Origin of the sequence: Streptomyces sp. NBC_01803 (genome assembly GCF_035917415.1) — a bacterium.
In the GTDB taxonomy this organism is placed as follows: Bacteria; Actinomycetota; Actinomycetes; order Streptomycetales; family Streptomycetaceae; genus Streptomyces.
This window is the reverse complement of record NZ_CP109073.1, coordinates 3,344,460-3,365,262: the sequence shown is the minus strand read 5'-3', so window position 1 is coordinate 3,365,262 and position 20,803 is coordinate 3,344,460. Positions and strand designations below refer to the sequence as shown.

Genomic DNA, 20,803 nt, shown 5'->3' with positions numbered 1-20,803 from the left:
CGACTCGCCCGGTCCGGCCCGGAGAGCGAAACCGGTCCGGCCCAGCGAGCGACATCGGGGCGGTTGGCGGGGCGGCCGTCGGTCTCCGGTGGGGAGTCCGGCCGGATTGTCAGTGGTCCGGGTCATACTCGGTCGCACCGGTGTCCGCCCGCCGGTGCCCGTCCACCGAAGTCCGCTGTCGCCGCTGATGTCCGGGAGCCACGCATGTCCGCCGAACCGTCCGCCACCACCGCCGCCGCCCAGCCCGCTCCGGCGGACAGCCACGACGTCATCCGGGTGCGCGGCGCCCGGGAGAACAATCTGGCGGACGTCTCGCTCGACATCCCCAAGCGCCGCCTCACCGTCTTCACCGGCGTCTCCGGCTCCGGCAAGTCCTCGCTCGTCTTCGGCACCATCGCCGCCGAGTCGCAGCGCCTGATCAACGAGACGTACACCGCGTTCATCCAGTCGTTCATGCCGAGCCTCGGCCGGCCCGATGTCGACGGCCTGCACAACCTGAGCGCGGCGATCGTGGTCGACCAGGAGCGGATGGGGGCCAACTCCCGCTCCACCGTGGGCACCGCCACCGACGCCTACACCATGCTGCGGATCATCTTCAGCCGCCTGGGCACCCCGCACATCGGGACGTCGAGCGCCTTCAGCTTCAACAGCCCGGAGGGTATGTGCCCCGAGTGCGAGGGCCTCGGCCAGGTGTCGACGATCGACATCGACCAGCTCGTGGACCGGGACCTCTCCCTCAACGAGGGCGCGATCACCGCGCCCGGCTTCGCCGTCGACTCGTGGTACTGGCAGATCATGGCGCACTCCGGGTTATACGACCCGGACAAGAAGCTGCGGGACTTCACCCCGGCCGAGTGGGAGGACTTCCTGCACAAGTCCGCCACCAAGGTCAAAGTCGGCTCGAACAACATGACGTACGAAGGGCTCGTCACCAAGGTCCAGCGGACCTACCTGTCCAAGGACCGCGACTCGATGCAGTCCCACATCCGCGCGTTCGTGGACCGGGCCGTGGTGTTCACCGAGTGTCCCGCCTGCGGCGGCTCGCGGCTGAGCGCCGCCGCGCTGTCCTCGACCGTCGCCGGGGTCAACATCGCGCGCTGCTCCGCGATGCAGATCAGCGATCTGGCCGAGTTCGTCCGCTCCATCGAGGACCCGTCCGTGGCCCCGCTGCTCGCCACCCTGCGGCAGACGCTGGAGTCGCTGGTGGAGATCGGCCTCGGCTATCTGAGCCTGGACCGCACCTCCGCCACCCTCTCCGGCGGCGAGAGCCAGCGCGTGAAGATGGTCCGCCACCTCGGCTCCAGCCTGACCGACGTCACCTATGTCTTCGACGAGCCCACGGTCGGCCTGCACCCGCACGACATCCAGCGGATGAACGGCCTGCTGCTGCGCCTGCGCGACAAGGGCAACACGGTGCTCGTCGTGGAGCACAAGCCGGAGGTCATCGCGATCGCCGACCACGTCGTGGACCTCGGCCCCGGCGCGGGCACGAACGGCGGCCGGATCTGTTACAGCGGGGACGTGGCCGGGCTGCGCGCCTCCGGCACCCTGACCGGACGGCACCTCGACCACCGGGCGGGACCGCGGGAGCGGACCCGCGAGCCGCTGGGCACCCTGTCGATCGAGCACGCCGACCTGCACAACCTGCGGGATGTCAGCGTGGAGATCCCGCTCGGGGTGCTGACCGTGGTCACCGGGGTCGCCGGGTCCGGGAAGAGCTCGCTGATCCACGGGTATCTGTCGGACCGGGACGGCGTGGTGGTCGCCGACCAGTCGCCGATCCGCGGCTCCCGGCGGAGCAACCCGGCGACGTACAGCGGCCTGCTGAGCCCGATCCGCACCGCGTTCGCCAAGGCCAACAAGGTGAAGGCCGCCCTGTTCAGCGCCAATTCGGAAGGTGCCTGCCCCCACTGCAACGGTATCGGCGTCGTCTACACCGACCTCGCCATGATGGCGGGGGTGGCGTCGGTGTGCGAGCGGTGCGAGGGGAAGCGCTTCACGCCCGAGGTCCTCAGGTACACGCTGCGCGGGAAGAACATCAGCGAGGTCCTCGGCATGTCGGTGGCCGAGGCCCGCGAGTTCTTCCCGTCGGGCCAGGCGAGCGCGATCCTGGAGCGACTCACCGATGTCGGGCTCAGCTATCTGCGCCTGGGCCAGCCGCTGACCACCCTCTCCGGCGGGGAGCGCCAGCGGCTGAAGCTCGCGATCCACATGGCGGAGAAGTCCTCGACCTATGTGCTGGACGAGCCGACGACCGGGCTGCACATGGCGGACGTGGACCAGCTGCTCGCCTTGCTGGACCGGCTGGTGGACGACGGGAACACGGTGGTGGTCATCGAGCACCACCAGGCGGTCATGGCCCACGCCGACTGGATCATCGACCTCGGTCCCGGTGGCGGACACGACGGCGGCCAGGTGGTGTTCACCGGCACACCCGCCGCGCTCATAGCCGACGCCGACACGCTCACCGCCCGCCACCTGCGGGAGTACGTGAGCGCGCAGCGAGGCTAATCGCTCTCCGCCACCACCTCGATGCCCGTGCCGCCCCCGCGCCGCGCCCACACCCCGGCCTGCCGCGCGGTGGCGGCCTGCGGGAAGGGGCCCATCGACTGGGGCGATCCGTCGGCGGCCCGCCAGCGCAGGTAGTAACGCACCTGCCCGGCGCGCCAGAACGCGATCCGTTTGCGTGTGGCCGCGATGTCGCGGTGCTCGGGCCCGAGCACCCGCAGCCGGTCCACGAGCAGCTCCTCCAACGCCCGCGCCGCGCCGGCCCGGTCACCCGCCGCGCCGCGCGTCTCCGCGATGCTCGCGCGGGTGGCGAGCGTCTCGCGATGGTCGGGACCCAGCACCCGTAGCCGTTCGGCCAGCAGCTCCCGCAGCGCCCGCATCGCGCCCTCGCGGTCGCCCGCCGCGCCACGCCACTCCGCGAGCCGGGCCCGCGTGGCCAGCGTGTCCGGATGGTCGGGCCCCCGCACCCGCAGCCGGTCCGCGAGCAGGTGTTCCAGCGCCTCGGCCGCGCCGGTCCGGTCCCCGGCCGCGCCCTTGCGCTGTGCGAGGAGCGCCCGCGCGCCCAGCGTGTCGGGATGGTCGGGGCCGCGCACCCGGCGCTGCTCGGCGAGCAGATCCTCCGCCGCCCGCACCGCGCCCACCCGGTCCCCGGACTGCCCGCGCCACTCCACGATCAGCGCCCGCGTCGACAGCGTGTCACCGTGGTCGGGACCCAGCACCCGCACCCGGTCGGCCAGCAGCTCCTCCAACGCCCGCACCGCGCCCGCCCAGTCGCCCGCCCGCCGGCACTGTTCCGCGATGACGGCCCGCGCCATCAGCGTGTCCGGGTGGTCCGGGCCCAGCACCCGCACCCGGTCGGCCAGCAGCTCCTGCGCCGCGACCACCGCGCCGGCCCGGTCCCCGGACTGCCCGCGCCACTCGGCGATCCGGGCCCGGCTGGCCAGCGTGTCCGGATGGTCGGGGCCCAGCACCCGCAGCCGGTCGGCCAGCAGCTCTTCCAGCTCCCGCACCGCGCCGGCCCGGTCGCCGGACTGCCCGCGCCGCTCCGCGATCCGGGCCCGCGTGGTGAGCGTGTCCGGATGGTCGGGGCCGAAGACGCGCAGCCGTTCCGCCAGCAGCTCCTTCAACTCCCGCATGGCGCCCGCCCGGTCGCCCGCCGAGCCGCGCCGTTCCGCGACCAGGGCACGGGCGGCCAGCGTGTCGGGGTGGTCGGGGCCCAGCACCCGCAGCCGTTCCGCCAGCAGGCGTTCGGTCGCCCGGACCGTGCCCATCCGGTCCCCGGCCTTCTCCCGCCAGTCCGCGATCAGGGCGTGCGCGATCAGCGTGTCCGGATGGTCGGGGCCCAGCACCCGCAGCCGGTCGGCCAGCAGCCGTTCCAGCGCGTTGACCGTGCCCATACGGTCCCCCGACACGCCCCGCCACTCGATGAGCGCGACCCGCACCGTGAGGGTGTCCGGGTGGTCGGGTCCCAGGTGCCGCCGCGCGTCGGCCACCATCTGCTCCCAGTGCTGGGTCGCCGAGACCGCGAGCCCGGCCCGGCCGAGGCTGCGCCCGACCTGGTAGAGCGCGACGGGCGCGCCGTCCCGCCACAGCCGGGCCCCGGCGTGGGTGTGCAGGGCCTCGGCGTTGGCCCGGACGTCGCCGCCGCTGCCGCCGTTGTCGATCTCCGGCCAGGCGTGCATCAGGGCCCGCTCTGCGACCCGCACCACGCGGTCGAACTCGGCGGAGTCCAGCTGATCCCGGGTGGCCCGCTGGATCAGCGCGTGGATGCGGACCCGGCTGCCGGGGACATCGCCGCCCGCCAGGTCCACGAGGTTGAGCCGGTGCAGGCAGTGCAGCGCGTCGTGCGCGTCCTCCTCGTCCACTTCCCGGCCGCCGATGTGGGCGCCGAGGTATTCGAGGGCGGGCGGGCTGGTGAGCACGGTGGTGGGGATGCCGTTGGCGTTGAGCACGCTGGCCACGCGCAGCAGCGGCCGGGCGAGGCCGGCGGGCCGCAACCGGTCGGCCAGATCGACGGAGAGCGACCAGGTGGCGGCGACGGTCCGGCGCTGCTCGTCGGGCAGCGCCCCGTCCTCGGGCATGATGTCGGCCAGCGTCCGGCGCCGGTCGGCGAACCGCCTGCGGTACGAGGCGCAGTCGAGGCCGCGGTCGATCAGATACGCGACGGCCTGGGCCAGGGCCAGCGGTAGGAAGCCGAGATCCTGGGCCAGTCGGAGCACCTGCTCCGGGTCCTCCTCCCGGCCGTGCTCGGCGAGCGTCGCGTTGAGGTAGGCGGTGGCCTCCTCCGGGGTGAACAGTCCGACCGGCACCAACTCCCGCCCGCTGCCCGTCAGTACGGCGTCCCGGCGGCGGGTGGTGACGACCACGCGGCCGACCGGGTTCCGCCGGGGCCACAGGCCGCGCAGGTCCCCCGGGTCGGCCACGTCGTCCAGGACGACGAGCCAGGGCCGCGCGGTGGTCTCCAGCCAGGCGAGGAAGTCCCGCGCGGCCTCCTCCGGATCGTGGCCGTCGGCGCCGGCGACCTGCGCTCCGGCGCGGGCGTAGGCGGAGATGATCGCGTCCCGGTTCCCCGCCGTGGCCCACACCAGCAGATCGACCGTGCCCGACTGCCACTGCCGCCGGGCGTAGTGCGCGGCGAGCTGTGTCTTGCCGACCCCGCCGGTGCCGGACAGCACCTGGCAGAGCACGGCCGTGCCGCCCCGTGCGACGGCGGCGTCGAGGGCGTCGACCACGCCGCGGTGCTGGAAGCAGCTCGCCCGCTCAGGGATGACGCCGATGCGCTGCGGCCAGGACACGCCGCCGGGCGCGGGCGGGGCCAGTTGGTAGGTGACGTGATCGGCGTGGCCGACCGCGAGGCCCCGGTCGATGGCCTGGACGGAGAAACCGCCCGGGTCCGCCGGGAGGTGTGGGGGGCTGACGGGAGCCGGTCCGTTCAGCCCCGGGACGGAACCGGCTTGAGAGGGGGGCCGAGGTACGCGCCTCCGTTGACCACGCCCGCCGCGATCGAGCCCCGGTCGGCGCGGATGCCCGGGCCACTGCCGGGCGGGTCCCCGGTGTCCGGTGCCAAATCCCGCAGCAGCGCCGCGACTTCCGCCCGCTCCTGCTCCCCGGAAAGATCCTCCAGCAGCGTCTCGAACCGCGTCCGCCAGACCGCCCGCAGGCCGAACCGCACCCGCTCCGCCTCGTCCCCGCGCTCCGCGGCGGCGAACTCGGCCGCCGCCCGGTCCAGCCGGGCCAACTCGTCGTGCTCGCGCCGCTCGTCACCGCGCGCGAGCAGCCGCGCCGCCCGCCGCCGGACCTCGGGCCACGCGCCCGTGCCCACCGCCTCGGCCACCCCGGTGCCACCCACGGCCGCCAGGGCCGCCCACGCCTCCACCGGCATCGCGTCACCCTCCCCCTTACGTGACCTGCTGCGATGGTAACGCGTGCCGGGGGGCGCTCACCCGGCCAAGAAGAATTCCGTCAACTCCGGTGCCAAGACGGCCGCTTCGAACCTCATGCGTCTACCCGTCAGCTCGCGGTGACGCCCGTCGGAGGTGAGACCGCGTCCGACGGTGGAACTCATCGGTACCGAGCCCCGAACCCCAGCTCAGCCGACGACGGTCGGTACCTTGGGCCCAGGAGTTGCCCACTGCCGTCCACCGCCGACGGGTTGTCGGAGAAGAAGAAAACGGCGTCGCCGCGCACCTTGCCGTCGGCGTCGGGCAGGAGCACGGAGACGTCCGCGTCCCCGTCCCCGTCCCCCGCCTCGCTGCTCCAGGTCAGGCCGACCATCACCGACCCGGCGTTCTCGCTCAGGGCTGCCAGGCCGACGTTGGCTCCCTTGACCATCTCGTGCATACGCCCCCCAAGGCATATCGTGTGCGCCACACACCTCACGCTCTGTGTGCGAACCATAGCGCTGGATCGCCGGTTTGAGCCCCGGGATCGCCAAGTCCGGTGCGGCGGAGCCGAAGAGCCCGCCCGCAAGGCCCGAAGCCGTGCCGTCGGCAAGGTTTCCGCAAGACCGCGGCAAGCCTTTCGACCGAACGCGCGGGCATCAGCCCCCCGTCCCCCGCGGACGCCAGGCTGAAGCGGACGTCCGACGGCGGGGACATCACCATCCCTCAGAGCAGACATGGAGATGTCATGCCGGCCATCGGCCTGCCGGAGCGGGAGCACAAGGACGGCTCCCGTCACTGGCACACACTGCCCGAGCGCAAGAACGTCCTGGTCGTCGCGCACACCATTCCCTACGGGAAGCGGCTGCGGGACGTCATCCACCTGCTGGCGCCGGATCTCCGGCTCCACGTGCACTTCGCGGCACCGCCCCATGAGTTCGGCGACGGGGTCACCCGCTTCCTGCGGCGCCTCGGCGGTTCGGTGATGCCGTGGCGGGACGTCATACGCACGCCCTTCGACCTGGCCCTGGCGGCGGGTCCGCGCGACATGGGCGAGATACAGGCCCCCGTGATCACGATTCCGCACGGCGCCAACTACCTGAAGCGCATCTCCGGCACCGCGGATCTGCGCGTACCGGGCCTCAGCAGGGAGGACATCGTCCTCGGCGAGGGCTCGCTGCCCGCCGCCGTCGTCCTGCCGCACCGCGACGACAGGGCGCAGCTCGCCCGCTCGTGCCCGGAGGCGCTCCCGGTGGCGACCGTCATCGGCGATCCCGTCCACGACCGAATCACCGCCAGCCTGCCGCTGCGGGACCTGTACCGGGAAGCTCTGGGCCTGCGTGAAGGCCAGAAGCTGCTCGCCGCGGTCTCGACCTGGGGGCCGCTGTCGTCCTTCGGCAAGATCGAAGCGCTTCTGCCCCGGCTGCTGGGCGAACTCGACGGTGACGACATCCGCGCCGCGATCCTCGTCCACCCCAACGTATGGTCCCGGTACGGAGCCTGGCAGATGCACTCCTGGCTCGCGCGGTGCGCGGAACGCGGCATCGCTGTCCTGCCGCCCGAGGCCGACTGGCGCACCGTCCTCATCGCCGCCGACTGGATCATCGGCGATCACGGCTCGGTGACGCTGTACGGCACACTCACCCCGGCCCCGATCCTGCTGGACGCCTCGCCGCGGCAGGAGATGAACCCCGAGTCGCCGGCGGCCACCCTGGCGCTGACCGCGCCCGCCCTGTCTCCGACGCATCCGCTCCGGGACCAACTCCACTACGCGGAAGCCGAATACCGGCGTCAGGACTATGTCGCCATCGCTTCCCGAATCACCTCCGAGCCGGGCCGGTTCAACGAGAACATGAGGCATCTGCTGTACCGGGTGCTGGGCCTCGGCCGACCGGCCTTCCCGGCACCCACCCATCAACTTCCTCCACCGGCGCCCCTGGACGCCTGGATACGAAGGGAGACTCCGGCATGACCGCCATCGACCGGGCCGGCACTCCGGCGGCCGAGGACGGACATCGTCATGTGAGTGTCGAGCGGGCCCCGGACAGCGTCCACGGGCTCCCGGCACCCGGCCTGCTCGCCGTCGCCCGCTCGGACCGGTTCACCGTGATGGCCTGGGGCGACGACGGGTGGCTTCCGGCGAGGCGCTGCTGCGCGCCCCTGCCCCGGCCCGTCGACGAGCATTTACTCGTCAGCGCCGACACCTGCCGGGACGAACGCCGGCTGGCCTGCGCCGATGTCCTGCACAGTCGCCGTCCCCGGTCCCTGCCCCAGGCGGACCGCTGGCTGGAGACGGCGCTGGAGCGCCATCCGGGGTGCGGGCTCGCCGCGCTTCCGCTCATCGGGGGAGGATGGGCGGCGGCCGGGAACAGCGGGATCACCCACGTCCTGCCGGCGGGGCCCGGCGGTGAACTCGGTCCCCGGGACAGCGCGCTGGTCGCGTCCTGCCTCCACGGATGGCGGGCGGCAGGGCGCTCCCTGTCGGAACTGAAGTCGGTCAGCCCGCTGTCGTCCTGTCCAGCAGCCCTCTCACCCGGCTCGCGTCCGCCGGGCTGTAGGAGGTGAACAGGGCGAGGGAACGCCCCAGATAGCCACGCGCGGCAACGGCGTCCCGCTGGCGGAGCGCGCTGTCACCCAGCATCTCCAGGGTGCGCGCCTGCCAGTGGGACGCTCCCGCCGCCTCGAACACGGCCAGCGCCGCGCCCAGTTCCGCCCGCGCTCCGTCGAAGTCCCCTGCCACCGCGCGGGTGTGCCCGAGAAACGCCGAGGCGCGGGCCGCCTCGTACGGTTCGGTTAGGGCGGTCAACTCCTCGCGGGCCTCGGTGAAACAGTCCAGGGCGTGTGGCAGATCCCCGGTGGCCGCGGCGATTTCGCCCAGCACGATCCGGGCGAGCGCCGCTCCGCGCAGGTAACCGACGTCCTTCCAGACGGTGATGGCCCGCGTCAGGTGCGGCGCGGCGGCCGTCAGTCGCCCGGCGTCACGGTGACAGGCACCGAGCCCCAGCAACGCCTGCCCCTCGTCCCGGGCATCTCCCGCTTCCCGCGCCGCGCGGAGCGAGGCGGTGTACCAGTCGATGGCGTCGTCCAATCGCCGGGCACCGCTCAGTCCGATGGCCCCGGAGTTGAGCATTCGGCGTTCGGCCGGCCCGTTCCCGGCCTCCCGTGCGGCGGCCAGGCCGAGTCCGTGCGCCTCGATCCAGAGGTCGTAGTGGCGCAGCCGCAGGAAGAGCGGCCACAGGGCGTCCACTTGCTGCCACACCGTGTCGTGCCACCCCTCGGCCGACGCCGCGCGGGCCACCGCCAGCAGATCCGATCGCCGGCTCTCCATCCACGCCAGCGCGTCGGTCTCGTCGGCGAAGGAGCGCGGCTCCGCGGGCGGATGGGCGTAGGCGCGCGGCATCGTCGCCTGGGCGGGGGTGAGCATCCTCTGCGCCGCGCTCGTCGTAGCCAGGCACCAGTCGGCCGTCCGCCGCAGCGTTTCCGTCCGGCTCGCCCCGGAGTCCTCCTCCGCCGCGCGTTCGGCGGCGTGAATGCGGACAAGATCGTGGAAACGATGACTGTCCGGGCCGATGTCCTCGATCAGATTCGCCTCGATCAGCGCGTCGAGCAGTCTCTCCGCCTCCTGAACGGGAACGGCACAGGCCGCGGCCACCAAGCGGGCCTCGAACGTCCGCACGGGAAGCGGCCCGAGCCGCCGGTAGAGCCGGGCGACGTCGGGAGGCAGTGCGGCGTACGACTCGTCCAGCGCGCTGCGGACCACGGTCTCCCCTTCCACGGCCAACTCGGTCAGCCGCCGCTGCTCCTGCGCGAGCGCGTCGGCCAGGGCCCTGACGGGCTGCCTCGGCCGGGACGCCAGCCGCGCGGAGGCGAGACACACCGCCAACGGCATCCCGGCGCACAGCGCGACGATCCGCCGGGCCGCCGCCGCCTCGTCGCGCATCCGCTCCCTGCCGACTCCCCGGGAAAGGAGCTGGACTGCGACCTCGGGCTCCAGCGGACCGAGTTGGTGGAGGACGGCGCCCTCCGTGCTCAGCCCCGTCAGCCGGTACCGGCTGGTGGCCACCACGAGACCGCGCTCGCCGCCCGGGAGCAGCGGACGCGCCTGAGCGGCGGTGAAGACGTTGTCGAGCATGATGGCGATGGCTCGCCGTTCGGTGACCGAGCGCCATAAGGCCATGCGCTCCTGCGGATCCGCCGGGATCGCCGCGGCACCGAGGGCGCGCAGGAATTGGCCGAGGATTTCGCCCGGAAGAGCGGGACCGCCGGGCGCGTGCGCGCGAAGATCCGCGTAGAGATGGCCGTCGGGGAAGTCGTCCGTCGTGCCGCGCAGCCACCGCGAGACCAATGCCGTCTTCCCGATCCCGGCGGGTCCGGTCACCACGATCAACGGGCTGAACCCGTCCGGGCTGTGGGCGCGTGACTCGGACAGTGCCGCCAACTCCTGTTCCCTGCCGGTAAAGTGCGTTGATACACGCAGTAACTGCCGTGGCACAGGAGGCGTCTCCTGTCCCGCCGCGTGCACATGAATCCCGCCCTGGATCTGCCCCGCCTGGATGCTCGGCCCGTGAATCCTGGCCGAGCCGCCGATCGTGCTGGCATGAGGATGCATCCGCCCGCCCCTCCCGCACATCACGCGGGCCATCCCGGGCCCTCGTGAAGGCTGATGGCGGGAATCCCTACCCACGTTCGAGCCGGAAAAGACACCGGATAATCCACCGGCACAAGAATTCGGCCAGATGTCCGAGACCCCTGGTGGAGCACCTGACGGTCTGTCATGCTTTTTATCTGGCGGATATGCCGGCGAGGGGAGCGCTGGTGGAGGTGCACATCCTCGGCCCCGTCGGAATGGTCTCGCGGGGGCGGCTGACGGGCCTCGGTTCCGACAAAGAGCGCCTCATCCTGGCTTCCCTGGCTCTCGTCGTGGGGCGTCCGATCGCGATCGACACGCTCATCGACCGGCTGTGGGAGGGCCAGACGCCGGAGACGGCGCGCCCGAACGTCCACACCTACATATCGCGGATCCGCAGAGCGCTGGCCAAGGCCGGAGAGGGTTCCGACGCGCCCCGCATCAGGGGCCACGCGCACACGTACACCCTGGAGGCGGCGCCGGAGTCGGTCGACTGGCACCGGTACCGGGAGACCGCGGAGCGGGCCAGAAGGCTGGTGGCCGAGGGAGACGACGACGCGGCCGGCGCGCTGCTGCGCCAGGCGGACCTTCTCTGGCAGGGGGAAGCACTCGCCGGGCTGCCCGGCTCGTGGGCGGGTCAGATGCGCCTCAGCCTTACGGAGTCGCGGCTCAGCGTCACCTCCTCCCGCATCGCGGCGGAGCTCCGCATGGGGCGCTTCTCCGAGCTGGTGGGGGAGCTGTCCGCGCTCGTCCAGCAGTATCCGAGCCATCAGACGCTGGCGGGACAGCTCATGATCGCCTACTACGGCGACCGCCGACACGCGGACGCCCTCCGCGTCTACCGGGAGGTGCGCAGGGCGCTCCGCGCGGAGGACGGGCTCGATCCGGACGAGGAATTGACGCGGATCCACCGGCATGTCCTGGACCGCGCCCCGTTGCGCGAGTTGATCCCCGGCCCGCCCAACGGCCCCCGCCCGCCACGCTCCCCCGCCCCCCGGAGCAACCTGCCCCGGCACAATCCCCTGGTGGGCCGCGAGCCGGAGATGCGCCGGCTGCGCGCCGCGGCCGAAGCGGCGGGCGACAAGGGGGCGATCGTCGCCCTGGAGGCGATCTCGGGCATGGCCGGCGTGGGGAAGACCGCGCTGGCCGTCAACGCCGCGCGGCAACTGCGCGAGAGGTTCCCCGACGGTCAGTTCCACATCGAGCTGCGCGCCCACGACCTCGCGCGGCAGCCGCTGACCACGGGCGCCGCGCTCGCCAGTCTCCTGCGCCACCTGGGAGTTCCGGCGACGTCCATTCCCCTGGACGTCGAAGAGCGGGCGGTCCTGGGGCGGAACGTTCTGTCGCGCCGCCGCGCCGTGATCATCCTGGACGACGCCGACGGACCCGAGCAGATCCGGCCGCTGCTGCCGACCGAGTCCGGCTCGCTGTTCATCATCACCAGCCGCAGGCGGCTCAGCGGACTGCCGGGCGTCAGGTCGATCGCCCTCGATGTCCTGCCCCCGGCGGACGCGATGGCGCTGTTCAGAAGCTTCGCCGCCGACGACCGGACGGAGGACGACGCTGAACTCTCCACCGTGGTACATCTCCTCGGCTATCTCCCCCTGGCCCTGGAACTCGCGGCCAACCGCTTCGGCGCCCACCCGTCGTGGTCACTGGCCACCCTCCGCGAGCGCCTCTCGCGCGGCTCCGGGCGGCTCTCCGAGATACGCGACGGCGACTCGGAGATCGCCAGGGCCTTCGAGCTCTCCTATCAAACGCTGACGGCCGACCAGCGAGCCGCCTTCCGCAGGCTGGGACTGCACGTGGGCGGCGGATTCGGACCACACGCCGCGGCGACGCTGATGGACCTGCCGCTGGAGAGGACGGAACGGCTGCTTGAGTCGCTGCTCCGGTGCCACCTCCTGCAGGAGCCCACGCCCCATCGGTACCGCTTCCACGACCTTCTGGGGGAGTACGCGCACGCCCTGGCGCTCTCCGAGGAGACGGCGGAGGAGCGCGACGCGGCACAGCGGCGGCTGATCGAGTTCTACCTGCACGCCGCGGCCCGCGCCGACCGCGTCCTCTATCCCCGGCGCCCACGCCTCACGCTCCCCGCGCCGCCCGTGAGCCTGCCCATCCCGACGCCGCGCGACGCGGAGGACGGCAGGCAGTGGCTCACCACCGAGCGCTCGAACCTCCTCGCGGTGGAGCGCGACGCCCGCCACGGCCGGGCCCCCGACCGAGCGGCACTGCTGAGTCACGTCCTGGCGGAGTTCCTGCACGCCGAATCCCACTGGGTGGACACGGAGCGGATGCACCGGCACGCCGTCGATCACTGGCAGCGGGCTGGTCTCCAACGCCCGCTGTGTCTCGGGCTCCTCGCCCTCGGCAACACTTACGCGGCCACCGGGAACTACCCCGAGGCCCGGCGTACGTGCCAACGTGCTCTGGAGATCGCCTCCACGGTGCTCGACGCCGACGCGGAGGTGGAAGCTGTGAAGCTGCTCGGAATCGTGCACTGGCATCTGGGGGAAAACCGAACGGCTCTCGCCTTCCATGAGAAAGCACTTGCTCTGCGCGCGGTCGGCGGAGTCACGCACGACCGGGTGAGGCATCTCAACAATATAGCGATTTCACTCATCGCCCTCGGCGACCACGGCCGCGCCCGGGAATTCTTCCTCCAAGTCATAGGTCTGCTGCAGGAGGAAGGAGATGAGAGGAATCTCTGCAAGGCCCTGAACAATCTCGGAGACCTCTACATCAACATGGGGCAGCCGGAATCGGCGCGTGAGGTTCTCGAGCAGTCGATCGACCTCGCTGAAGCAAGCGGAAGCCTTTCCGACCTGACCACCGCGCGGGCGAATCTCGCATCGATTCTGACCGCCGGCAGCAGCGAGGAAGTATCGTCCGCGCTACGGATGTACGAGGCATGCCTCGAAACCTTCTCACAGCTCGGCGACCGGAAGAACGAGGCCAACGCACTGATGGGCGCCGGGAAATGTCTGCATCGCATGCGGGACTTCGCCGCCGCCATGAGACGGCACTCCGACGCCCTCAAGTTGACTCGCGCCATCGGTGCCGCGCATGAGGAGGCCCAAGCTCTCCGCGGGATGGCGGAGGCGGAGACGGCCTTCGGACACCTTGATGCCGCCAGCGGGCATTTGCACGAGGCGATCACGGCGGCGGAGAGAATAGCCGCCCAGGGAGAGGCGGCACGGGCCAGGGCCGCCTTGGCCGAGGTCCGTCATCTTCAGGGTCGGAAGGCGGAAGCGCGGGCCCTGTGGATGGCGGCGCACAAGACGCTTCTCCCCCTTGACCGTGTACACGCGGCCCAGATTCACGCCCGCCTGGACGGTGGTGCGACGGCTTCCGTCGACCCCGTTTGAGTCCGATTCGATCCCGCCCAGAACGCCGCCAATGCGCCGGAAGTCCGAACGGGGGCGCGGATTTGCACCGCTCAGGTTTGTAGTATGTAATGGCCCTTCTTTCGAGCCAGCTCGCCAGAAGGGGACGCACGTGCAAGCAAGAACGCCCGCCGGTGCGACACTGTGCACAATCGCCGTTTCAGCTTTGCTGATCGGCGCCGCGCCAACGGCGAAAGCCGCAGGGGGAGTAACCACCCCGCCGCAGTCCCGCGACTTCGGCCTGTGGGTATCCGTGACGGCGGAACACATCGCCCACACCGCGGAAGCCGGGGCGTACAAGGGCCGTATATGCATCCCGATGTCCCCGGTCGCGGCCTGAGGCGTGCGTATCTGCGCGGTGGGGCCTTGAGTTCAACGGCCCCGGCGCGCACTTGCGCACGCCTAGCGGTGCGGCTATTCATGCATTCCTCACATAGGGGGGCCATAACGCCAGTGGACGCAGGCGGCGTACGGCCGGAGATGGGCGGCCTCGTCGCGCGGACGGGCACAATGGCCGCAGGAGCACGGCGGCCACACGACGCGGGAGGCACACGTGCGGGTCGGATTGTTGCGGAAGGTCGGGGTGGCCACCGCCGTGTACGGGGTCGCCGTCGTGGTGTGGCCGGGGGTATTGGGGCGGGCGTCGGGGTTGGCCGACGACGAGTCGACGCGGGTCTCGTTGCGTCCCGTGGGGTGGCGGGACGCCGCCGGAGGGGCCGCCATGGCGCTCGCGCCGGAGGGGCCCGCGCTGCGGGTCGCCGCCGGGCTGCGGATCGCGGCGGACTTCGGGGACGCGGCGCTGCTCGGGATGACGCTGCCGGACCGGGGTCGGCGACGGGCCGCCGTCGCGGTGTCCGTCGGCTGGGGGGCGCTGTCCGTGGCCGGGCTGCTGTGGCCCGAGGGGCACGACGGGGTCAGCCGTCGCAGGAGACGCGCGGGTTCGTCGCGTTGAGCAGGCCGGCCGGGTTCACCTTCCACACCCACGCGCGCAGCGTGTGGTAGGGCACCGCGTCACTGGGCGGGTCGAACTCCCGGCCGAACAGCGAGGCGGGCGTCTTCGAGGCGTACCCGACGGCGACCAGCTCCTCACCGCCGCCGGTCAGCGGGGCGTAGACGAGCACGTTCGGCTCGGCGACCGCCAAGTCGTCCTGCCCCTCCGCGATCGACTTCACATACGGGACGCCTCTCCCCGGCACGCACGCGGAGGCCGGCGCGTAGCCGGCGGTCTCCGCCTGGCCGGGATCGTGATGCGGGTACGTCGCCGCCCTTATCTCCCGCACCTGGAACGGGAGCAGGGCGTTCGGCGGCAGGAAGGACTTCCAGTCGTCGCCGTCCAGGGCGAGGGCACCGGTCGGTGGCACGGCCAGCAGGGCGATCAGGCCCAGGACGGTGAGGGCGCGTCTGCGCATGTCGGACTCCGTTTCCCCACGCCCGGTGCGCGGTAGGTCCGATCGTGGTCGCGCGCCCGGAGACCGGCCATTCCGGAGGAGCCAAGCGGGGGACGCGCTCTCACCCCTGGGCTCAGCGGCGACCGGCCGGCCGGGGCGGCGCGGGCAGCCGCGCCGCCGACGTGCCGAGGCCGGTGGGCGCGCTCAGCGGCCACTGGCGCGCGAAGCGGCGCACCAGGTCCTCCTCCCGGTACCGGCGGCAGTCGCGGTGCCAGACGAGAATGCCGGACATCCAGTTCCGCAGCTCCCGCACATAGCCGTCCAGGATCTCCCGCGCCTCCGTGTCGAGCTCGAAGTCGTCGTAGACGACCGGGAGTTCGTTGTCGGCGACATGCTGGAACTGGCGCATCCGCTCCGTCATCAGGTCATGGATGATCGCGAGGCCGGTGGGGTAGTCGCAGTCGAAGAAGGTCTGCACCACGATGATCCCGTTGTGGAACTCGCCCTCGAACTCGACCTCCTTCTGATACGAGAAGACGTCATTCATCAGGCTGGCGTAGTTGGCGGCGGCGCTCTCCAGTGAACGCATCGGCCCGCTGCGGTAGATCTCCTCGGGAATCCGCTGCCCATGCCCGATCCGGGCCAGGCTCATCGTCAGGTCGGTGCCGAACGTGTGGCGCCGCATCTCCATGTAGTCGACGGGGTCGGGCACCCGGTGGTGCGCCTGGTTCGCCAGCTCCCACAGCCAGCTCGCCGTCATCTTGTCGATGGCCTCGCGGAACGAACGCCGCGCCGGCTCGGCCAGCGGTCCGGCGGTGCGCCGCCACAGGTCGGCGAGGCCGCGCTCCAGCGCGTTCAACGGCGGGGGCACGGTGCCCGGTTCGTCGACCGGCATGAACAACGACAGCCGCTCGGTGCACACCTTGGCGGCGACCAGGTCGCGGCGGGCGCCGAAGACGACCGGGTAGTAGTCGTCGCCATAAGTGCCCCAGGCCAACCAGGCGGAGCCCAGGTCGAGTTCATCGGCAGAGCCGTCCGGGTGCAGCCCGGCCGCGCACAGCGGCAGGTCGAAGTCGAGCAGCCCGGGCTCGTCCCAAATGCCCTCGGACAGCAGCCCCGTCCGCCGCGACCAGTCGACCAGACGGACCCGGGCCCCGGGCAGGTGCGGGTTGAGCCGCGGCTCGAACGGCATATGGAAGTCCGGCAGCCGGGACGGCCCGACGCGGCGGAAGGGGATATGGGTGAAGTTCCGTACCCGGGCCGTCTCCGCGCGCCGCGTGGTGAGCCTGATGTCGGCGGCCGAGAGCCCGAATCCGGCCCCGGTCGTGCCGGGCGCCCCGATCGTCCCCGCCATCCCGAGCGGCGCGCGGGACCGGGTGGCCTCGTTCATGTACCGGCTGGAGCGCATGTGCCACTCGTGGCCGCCCGCCTGCCAGTCCTGGAGCCCCTTCACATAGGCCAGCACGCTCGCCACGGCCGCGGGGTCGAGCCCGTGCTCGGCGAAGAGCGGCGGCAGCTCGGTCAGGGTGGTGTGCTCGAACTGCTGAAGGCGCGAGGTGAGCAGGTCGTTGACGGCGTCGGCCGCCTCCTGCGTGGTGCAGTCGAGGAAGGTCTCCAGCACCAGCACGCCGTTGCTCAGCTCGCCCTCGTCCTCGACCTCCCGCTGGTACGAGAACAGGTCGTTGCGCAGGTGCACCCCGTCCGAGAAGGCGTCCCGCAGCACCAGCAGCGGCCGGGAGCCGGCGACTTGGGCCGGTACCTCGGCGCGGGCGGCGTACTCGATGAGGCCCGCCGACCAGGGCGCGCCGCCGACCTTGCGGCGCATCTCTATGTACTCGACGGGGTTGGGGACCCGGCCGATGTTGATGTTGGCCAGCTCCCACAGGGACTCGTTGAGCAGGTTCTCCGTGCTCTCGGCGAAACGGACGCGCCAGTCCGGGGACATGGCGGGCACGGTCCGCCGCCACAGGTCGGCCAGGCCCGCCTCCACCGGGTTCGTCGGCTCGGGCGTCGGCGTGGCCGGGTCCATCGGCATGAACGCGGGCAGCCGGTCCAGATATGCCTTGCCGCCGGCCCGGTCCTGGCTCCGCTTGAACGTCTCCAGGAAGTGGTCGTCGAAGAAGAACACCCACACGTACCAGTCGGTGACCAGAGAGAGGTCGGACGCGGAGGCGTCGGGGTGGGTGTAGGCGCACAGCAGGGCGTAGTCGTGGGCGTCGAGGTCGCTCCGCTCCCAGATCCCGGAGCCCTCCAGCATCCCCATCTCGTGGGCCCACCGCCGGGAGTGCTCCCGCGCCTGCTCCAGATGCGGATTCAAACGCGCGGGATAGGGGGTGTAGAACTCGGGCAATTCGAAGGGCTGTGCCATGACACGCCTTCCGTGAGTCGCGGTCCCGGTCGGCCCAGCGTTACCCGGCCGCCCGCCTCCAGACCCGGCGACGGCGGCAAACCCCCCATGCGGGTGAATCCAAGACGCCCGAGCGGACACCCGCCGCACGCACATCACGCGCCCACCCGCACGCACCCGCACGCCCACCCGCACGCCCACCCGCACGTGACGCGGATCACGCCGCGAGACGTCACCCGGGCCGCCGGCCGCTCGTCCTCCCCGCGCCACCAGGAGAAGGAGAAGACCATGCGCGTTCTCGTCGCCGGAGCCACCGGGGTCATCGGCCGCGGGCTGGTCCCGCTGCTGACCGGCGGCGGACGGCGCGTGAAGGTTTGGTCCGGCCCCTGCCGCGACTCGCCCCGGCCGCCCCGGGGATGACTACGATGACACCGCACTCGGGGGCGTAACGGGGGAACGATGAGCGACGTCATCTACGCGGAGAAGTCCTGGAATCCGCTGGCGACCAGCGTCAACTTGACCGATGGCGAACTGCGCCTGGGCGGGCGCCGGATGCCGCTGTCCGAGCTGAACCTGACGGCCATGGCCGACGCCTGCCTGCGCGGCACGTGGCTGGGCGGCGGCGGCGGCGAACGGCCGCTGTCGGCCATCCCGGCGGGCACCTCGGTGGTGCCGGTCATCCGTGCCACGGGCGCCGCCAAGCCGATACGGGTGCGGCGGGCCGCCGAGTTCGCGCGCGCCCTCGGCGACCTGGCGGTCCGGCTGAGCGGCGGCCCGGCCGCGGTGGCCGAGGCGGCCGGGCTGGCCGCGCGGGAAGGCGTCCCGCTGTGGATGGCCCGGCGCGTGGCGCAGGGACCGGCCGGCCCGGTCGTGGTCGCCGTCGACCGGCGGCTGGTGCGGGCCGACGTGTGGACGCCGGGGCTGCCCGTGGCGCGGCTGCGCGGCCCGTACGGGCTCCCGGCCGGGTTGACGGAGGTCCCGCCCGGCCTGGTCGTGACCATCGGCGAGCTGCCCGCGCACGTGACGCTCGCGCAGAACTGGCGGAAGTCCAAGCGCAGCGTCATCGTCCAGGCGGCCCAAGGTCGTTGGGAGCTGTGGCGGCATGATGCCCGAGCCGGCCGGCTGCTGCGCGACGGCCGGCCGGTGGCGCTGCTGCGCCGCCCGGCGCCCCGGTCGGCCCGGGGCCACCTGCTGCTGCCGCTGGCGGACGTCCGGCACGAGACCGGTGACCCGCTCGACGCGGTGGTCGCGCACTTCTTCGCCGTCGTCTTCGCCCTCGGCGACGCCACCGGCACGATCCGCTTCGGCACCCGCCGCCGGCTGCCCGAGCCGGAGGAGTCCGCGTCGTGGGAGGAGCCGTGGTACACCGGTCTGGGCGAGGGCGGCGACGACTCCGGCCCCGGCGGAGGCGGTGACGGCTGGTCCGGCGACGGCGGGGGTGACGGAGGCGGAGGCGGAAGCGGCGACGGGGGCGGCGGAGGTGATGGCGGCGGTGGCGGCGGAGGCGGCGGCGACTAGTCCGGCGCGGGCCGCCCCGTTCCGCGGGGCGCTCGGCCGTCGTCCCGTGCGGCGGCGGCGGTGATGTTGCGGACCATCCCGCCGAACACCCAGGCGTGGAACGGCCACACGGCCCACCAGTAGGCGTGCCCGGCCAGGCCGCGCGGCTGGAACAGCGCGCGCTGCCCGTACACCGTCCGGCCCGCCTCGTCCTGGCGCACCGTCAGCTCCAGCCACGCCAGCCCCGGCAGCCGCATCTCGGCGCGCAGCCGCAGCAGCCGCTCCCGCTCCAGCGCCTCCACCCGCCAGAAGTCCAGGTGGTCGCCGACCCGCAGCCGCCCCGGGGCCGGGCGGCCCCGCCGGAGACCGACACCGCCCAGCAGCGTGTCCAGCCAGCCCCGGGCGGCCCAGGCGAGCGGCGCGGAGTACCAGCCGTTCGCGCCGCCGATGCCCTCCATCACCCGCCACAGCGCGGCGGGTGACGTGTCGACGGCCCGCTCGCGCCGGTCGGTGTAGAGGCTGCCGCCCGCCCAGCCGGGGTCGCCCGGCTGTGGGTCCCCCGGCGCGGGCCGGGCGGGCGGCGCGGTCCCGGCGACCTGCCGCAGCGCCGCCCGTAGCGCCCCGTCCAGATCGAGGAACCCGCCGTCCGGCGGCGGCACGTACCGTTCGATGTCCCTTTCCGCGCATACCACTTCGTGCCTCAGCGACTCGACCAGCGGGCGCGCGGTCCGGCTGGGCACCGGCGTCACCAGTCCCACCCAGTGGCTGGAGAGGCTGGGGGTGAGCACCGGCACGGGCACGATCAGCCGCCGCCGCAGCCCGGCCTGCCGGGCGTAGCGCCGCATCATGTCCTGATACGTCACCACGTCGGGCCCGCCGAGGTCGAACGTCCGGCTGACGTCGTCCGGCAGCGCGGCGCAGCCGACGAGGACGCGCAGCACGTCGCGGACCGCGACCGGCTGGACCCGGGTGCGCACCCAGCTCGGCGTGGTCATCACCGGCAGCCGCTCGGTGAGCTGCCGCAGCATTTCGAACGACGCCGAGCCCGAGCCGATGATCACCGCCGCGCGCAGCGCGGCGGTCGGCACGCCCGAGCCGAGCAGGATGCGGCCGACCTCGGCGCGCGACCGCAGGTGCGGGGAGAGCTCCCGCTCGGGCACGCCCACCGGGGTGAGCCCGCCGAGGTAGACGATCCGCCGCACTCCGGCGGCGCGCGCCCGCTCGCCGAAGATCCGGGCGGCGCGGCGGTCGGTGTCCTCGAAGTCGCGTCCCGAGCCGATGGCGTGGATCAGGTAGTAGGCGACCTCGACGCCGTCGAGCGCGGCCCCGACGGAGGCCGCGTCGGTGGCGTCGCCGCGCACCGTCTCGACCCGGTCGGCCCAGGGGCGGTGTCGCAGCCGGTCCGGCGTGCGGGCCATGCAGCGCACCGCGTGCCCGGCTCCGAGCAGTTCGGGCACCAGCCGGCCGCCGAGATAGCCGGTGGCGCCGGTGACCAGGCAGCGGCGGCGCGTCATGCCGCCATGCTCGGCCGCGCGCGGGAGGCCCGCAACCGGGGACGTGCGAGCGGGGGCCCGTGCTCGCGACCCCGCGACCGGAGCCCGCCTCCCGCCCCGGCGCCGGGCCCCCGGCGCACACGCTTCCGTCGGGGTGCGGGGCCGTGACCTGACGGG

The 20,803-nt window shown here is 72.8% G+C and carries 13 protein-coding genes and 1 pseudogene; 7 read left to right on the top strand and 7 right to left on the bottom strand.

All coding sequences use genetic code 11. The annotated features are described in order from the left end of the window. The first annotated feature begins 204 nt into the window (after nucleotides 1-204). Nucleotides 205-2,511 (top strand): excinuclease ABC subunit UvrA, encoded by a 2,307-nt coding sequence (locus OIE51_RS15160; protein WP_326598207.1) that lies wholly within the window; start codon nucleotides 205-207, stop codon nucleotides 2,509-2,511. Here the strand turns inward: OIE51_RS15160 and OIE51_RS15155 are convergent. The 3 genes and pseudogenes from OIE51_RS15155 to OIE51_RS15145 form a co-directional block, all read right to left on the bottom strand. Beyond that, nucleotides 2,508-5,303: a tetratricopeptide repeat protein gene (locus OIE51_RS15155; RefSeq protein ID WP_326598206.1), complete on the bottom strand. Its 2,796-nt coding sequence runs from the start codon at nucleotides 5,301-5,303 to the stop codon at nucleotides 2,508-2,510. The genes OIE51_RS15160 and OIE51_RS15155 overlap by 4 nt on opposite strands. Before the next feature lie 137 nt (nucleotides 5,304-5,440). Continuing rightward, entirely contained in the window at nucleotides 5,441-5,890 is a 450-nt protein-coding gene (locus OIE51_RS15150) for a hypothetical protein (RefSeq protein ID WP_326598205.1), read from the bottom strand. 233 nt (nucleotides 5,891-6,123) lie between these two features. Next, nucleotides 6,124-6,348 (bottom strand): annotated as a pseudogene (locus OIE51_RS15145) (TerD family protein); the annotation flags it as partial. Nucleotides 6,349-6,636: 288 nt separating this feature from the next. On the opposite strand from OIE51_RS15145, the gene OIE51_RS15140 reads away from it, so the two are divergent. Then, nucleotides 6,637-7,860, top strand: coding sequence for a hypothetical protein (locus tag OIE51_RS15140; RefSeq protein ID WP_326598204.1), 1,224 nt, complete (start codon nucleotides 6,637-6,639; stop codon nucleotides 7,858-7,860). Continuing rightward, nucleotides 7,857-8,453 carry a hypothetical protein gene (locus OIE51_RS15135; RefSeq protein WP_326598203.1) on the top strand — a complete coding sequence of 199 codons (597 nt, stop codon included), beginning with the start codon at nucleotides 7,857-7,859 and terminating at the stop codon, nucleotides 8,451-8,453. Before OIE51_RS15140 ends, OIE51_RS15135 begins: the two co-directional genes overlap by 4 nt. Here OIE51_RS15135 and OIE51_RS15130 read toward each other — a convergent pair. Beyond that, nucleotides 8,386-10,326 (bottom strand): tetratricopeptide repeat protein, encoded by a 1,941-nt coding sequence (locus tag OIE51_RS15130; RefSeq protein ID WP_442811929.1) that lies wholly within the window; start codon nucleotides 10,324-10,326, stop codon nucleotides 8,386-8,388. The two genes, OIE51_RS15135 and OIE51_RS15130, sit on opposite strands and share 68 nt — an antisense overlap. A 377-nt stretch (nucleotides 10,327-10,703) precedes the next feature. Between OIE51_RS15130 and OIE51_RS15125 the strand changes: the two genes are divergently transcribed. Both OIE51_RS15125 and OIE51_RS15120 read left to right on the top strand, forming a co-directional pair. Beyond that, nucleotides 10,704-13,883: an AfsR/SARP family transcriptional regulator gene (locus tag OIE51_RS15125; protein WP_326598201.1), complete on the top strand. Its 3,180-nt coding sequence runs from the start codon at nucleotides 10,704-10,706 to the stop codon at nucleotides 13,881-13,883. Between the two features lie 571 nt (nucleotides 13,884-14,454). Beyond that, nucleotides 14,455-14,853: a hypothetical protein gene (locus OIE51_RS15120; protein ID WP_326598200.1), complete on the top strand. Its 399-nt coding sequence runs from the start codon at nucleotides 14,455-14,457 to the stop codon at nucleotides 14,851-14,853. Here the strand turns inward: OIE51_RS15120 and OIE51_RS15115 are convergent. After that, the gene (locus tag OIE51_RS15115; RefSeq protein ID WP_326598199.1) at nucleotides 14,816-15,310 is read right to left on the bottom strand and encodes a hypothetical protein; all 495 of its coding nucleotides are present in this window, start codon (nucleotides 15,308-15,310) and stop codon (nucleotides 14,816-14,818) included. The genes OIE51_RS15120 and OIE51_RS15115 overlap by 38 nt on opposite strands. Nucleotides 15,311-15,422: 112 nt before the next feature. Beyond that, nucleotides 15,423-17,657 (bottom strand): terpene synthase family protein, encoded by a 2,235-nt coding sequence (locus OIE51_RS15110; protein WP_326598198.1) that lies wholly within the window; start codon nucleotides 17,655-17,657, stop codon nucleotides 15,423-15,425. 267 nt (nucleotides 17,658-17,924) lie between these two features. On the opposite strand from OIE51_RS15110, the gene OIE51_RS15105 reads away from it, so the two are divergent. Then, nucleotides 17,925-18,056, top strand: a complete 132-nt coding sequence (locus OIE51_RS15105) for a hypothetical protein (protein WP_326598197.1) — start codon at nucleotides 17,925-17,927, stop codon at nucleotides 18,054-18,056. A 39-nt stretch (nucleotides 18,057-18,095) separates the two neighbouring features. Further along, nucleotides 18,096-19,154 carry a hypothetical protein gene (locus OIE51_RS15100; RefSeq protein ID WP_326598196.1) on the top strand — a complete coding sequence of 353 codons (1,059 nt, stop codon included), beginning with the start codon at nucleotides 18,096-18,098 and terminating at the stop codon, nucleotides 19,152-19,154. Here OIE51_RS15100 and OIE51_RS15095 read toward each other — a convergent pair. Then, complete coding sequence (locus tag OIE51_RS15095; RefSeq protein WP_326598195.1) at nucleotides 19,151-20,647, bottom strand: SDR family oxidoreductase; 1,497 nt, start codon at nucleotides 20,645-20,647, stop codon at nucleotides 19,151-19,153. The two genes, OIE51_RS15100 and OIE51_RS15095, sit on opposite strands and share 4 nt — an antisense overlap. Nucleotides 20,648-20,803 lie beyond the last annotated feature (156 nt).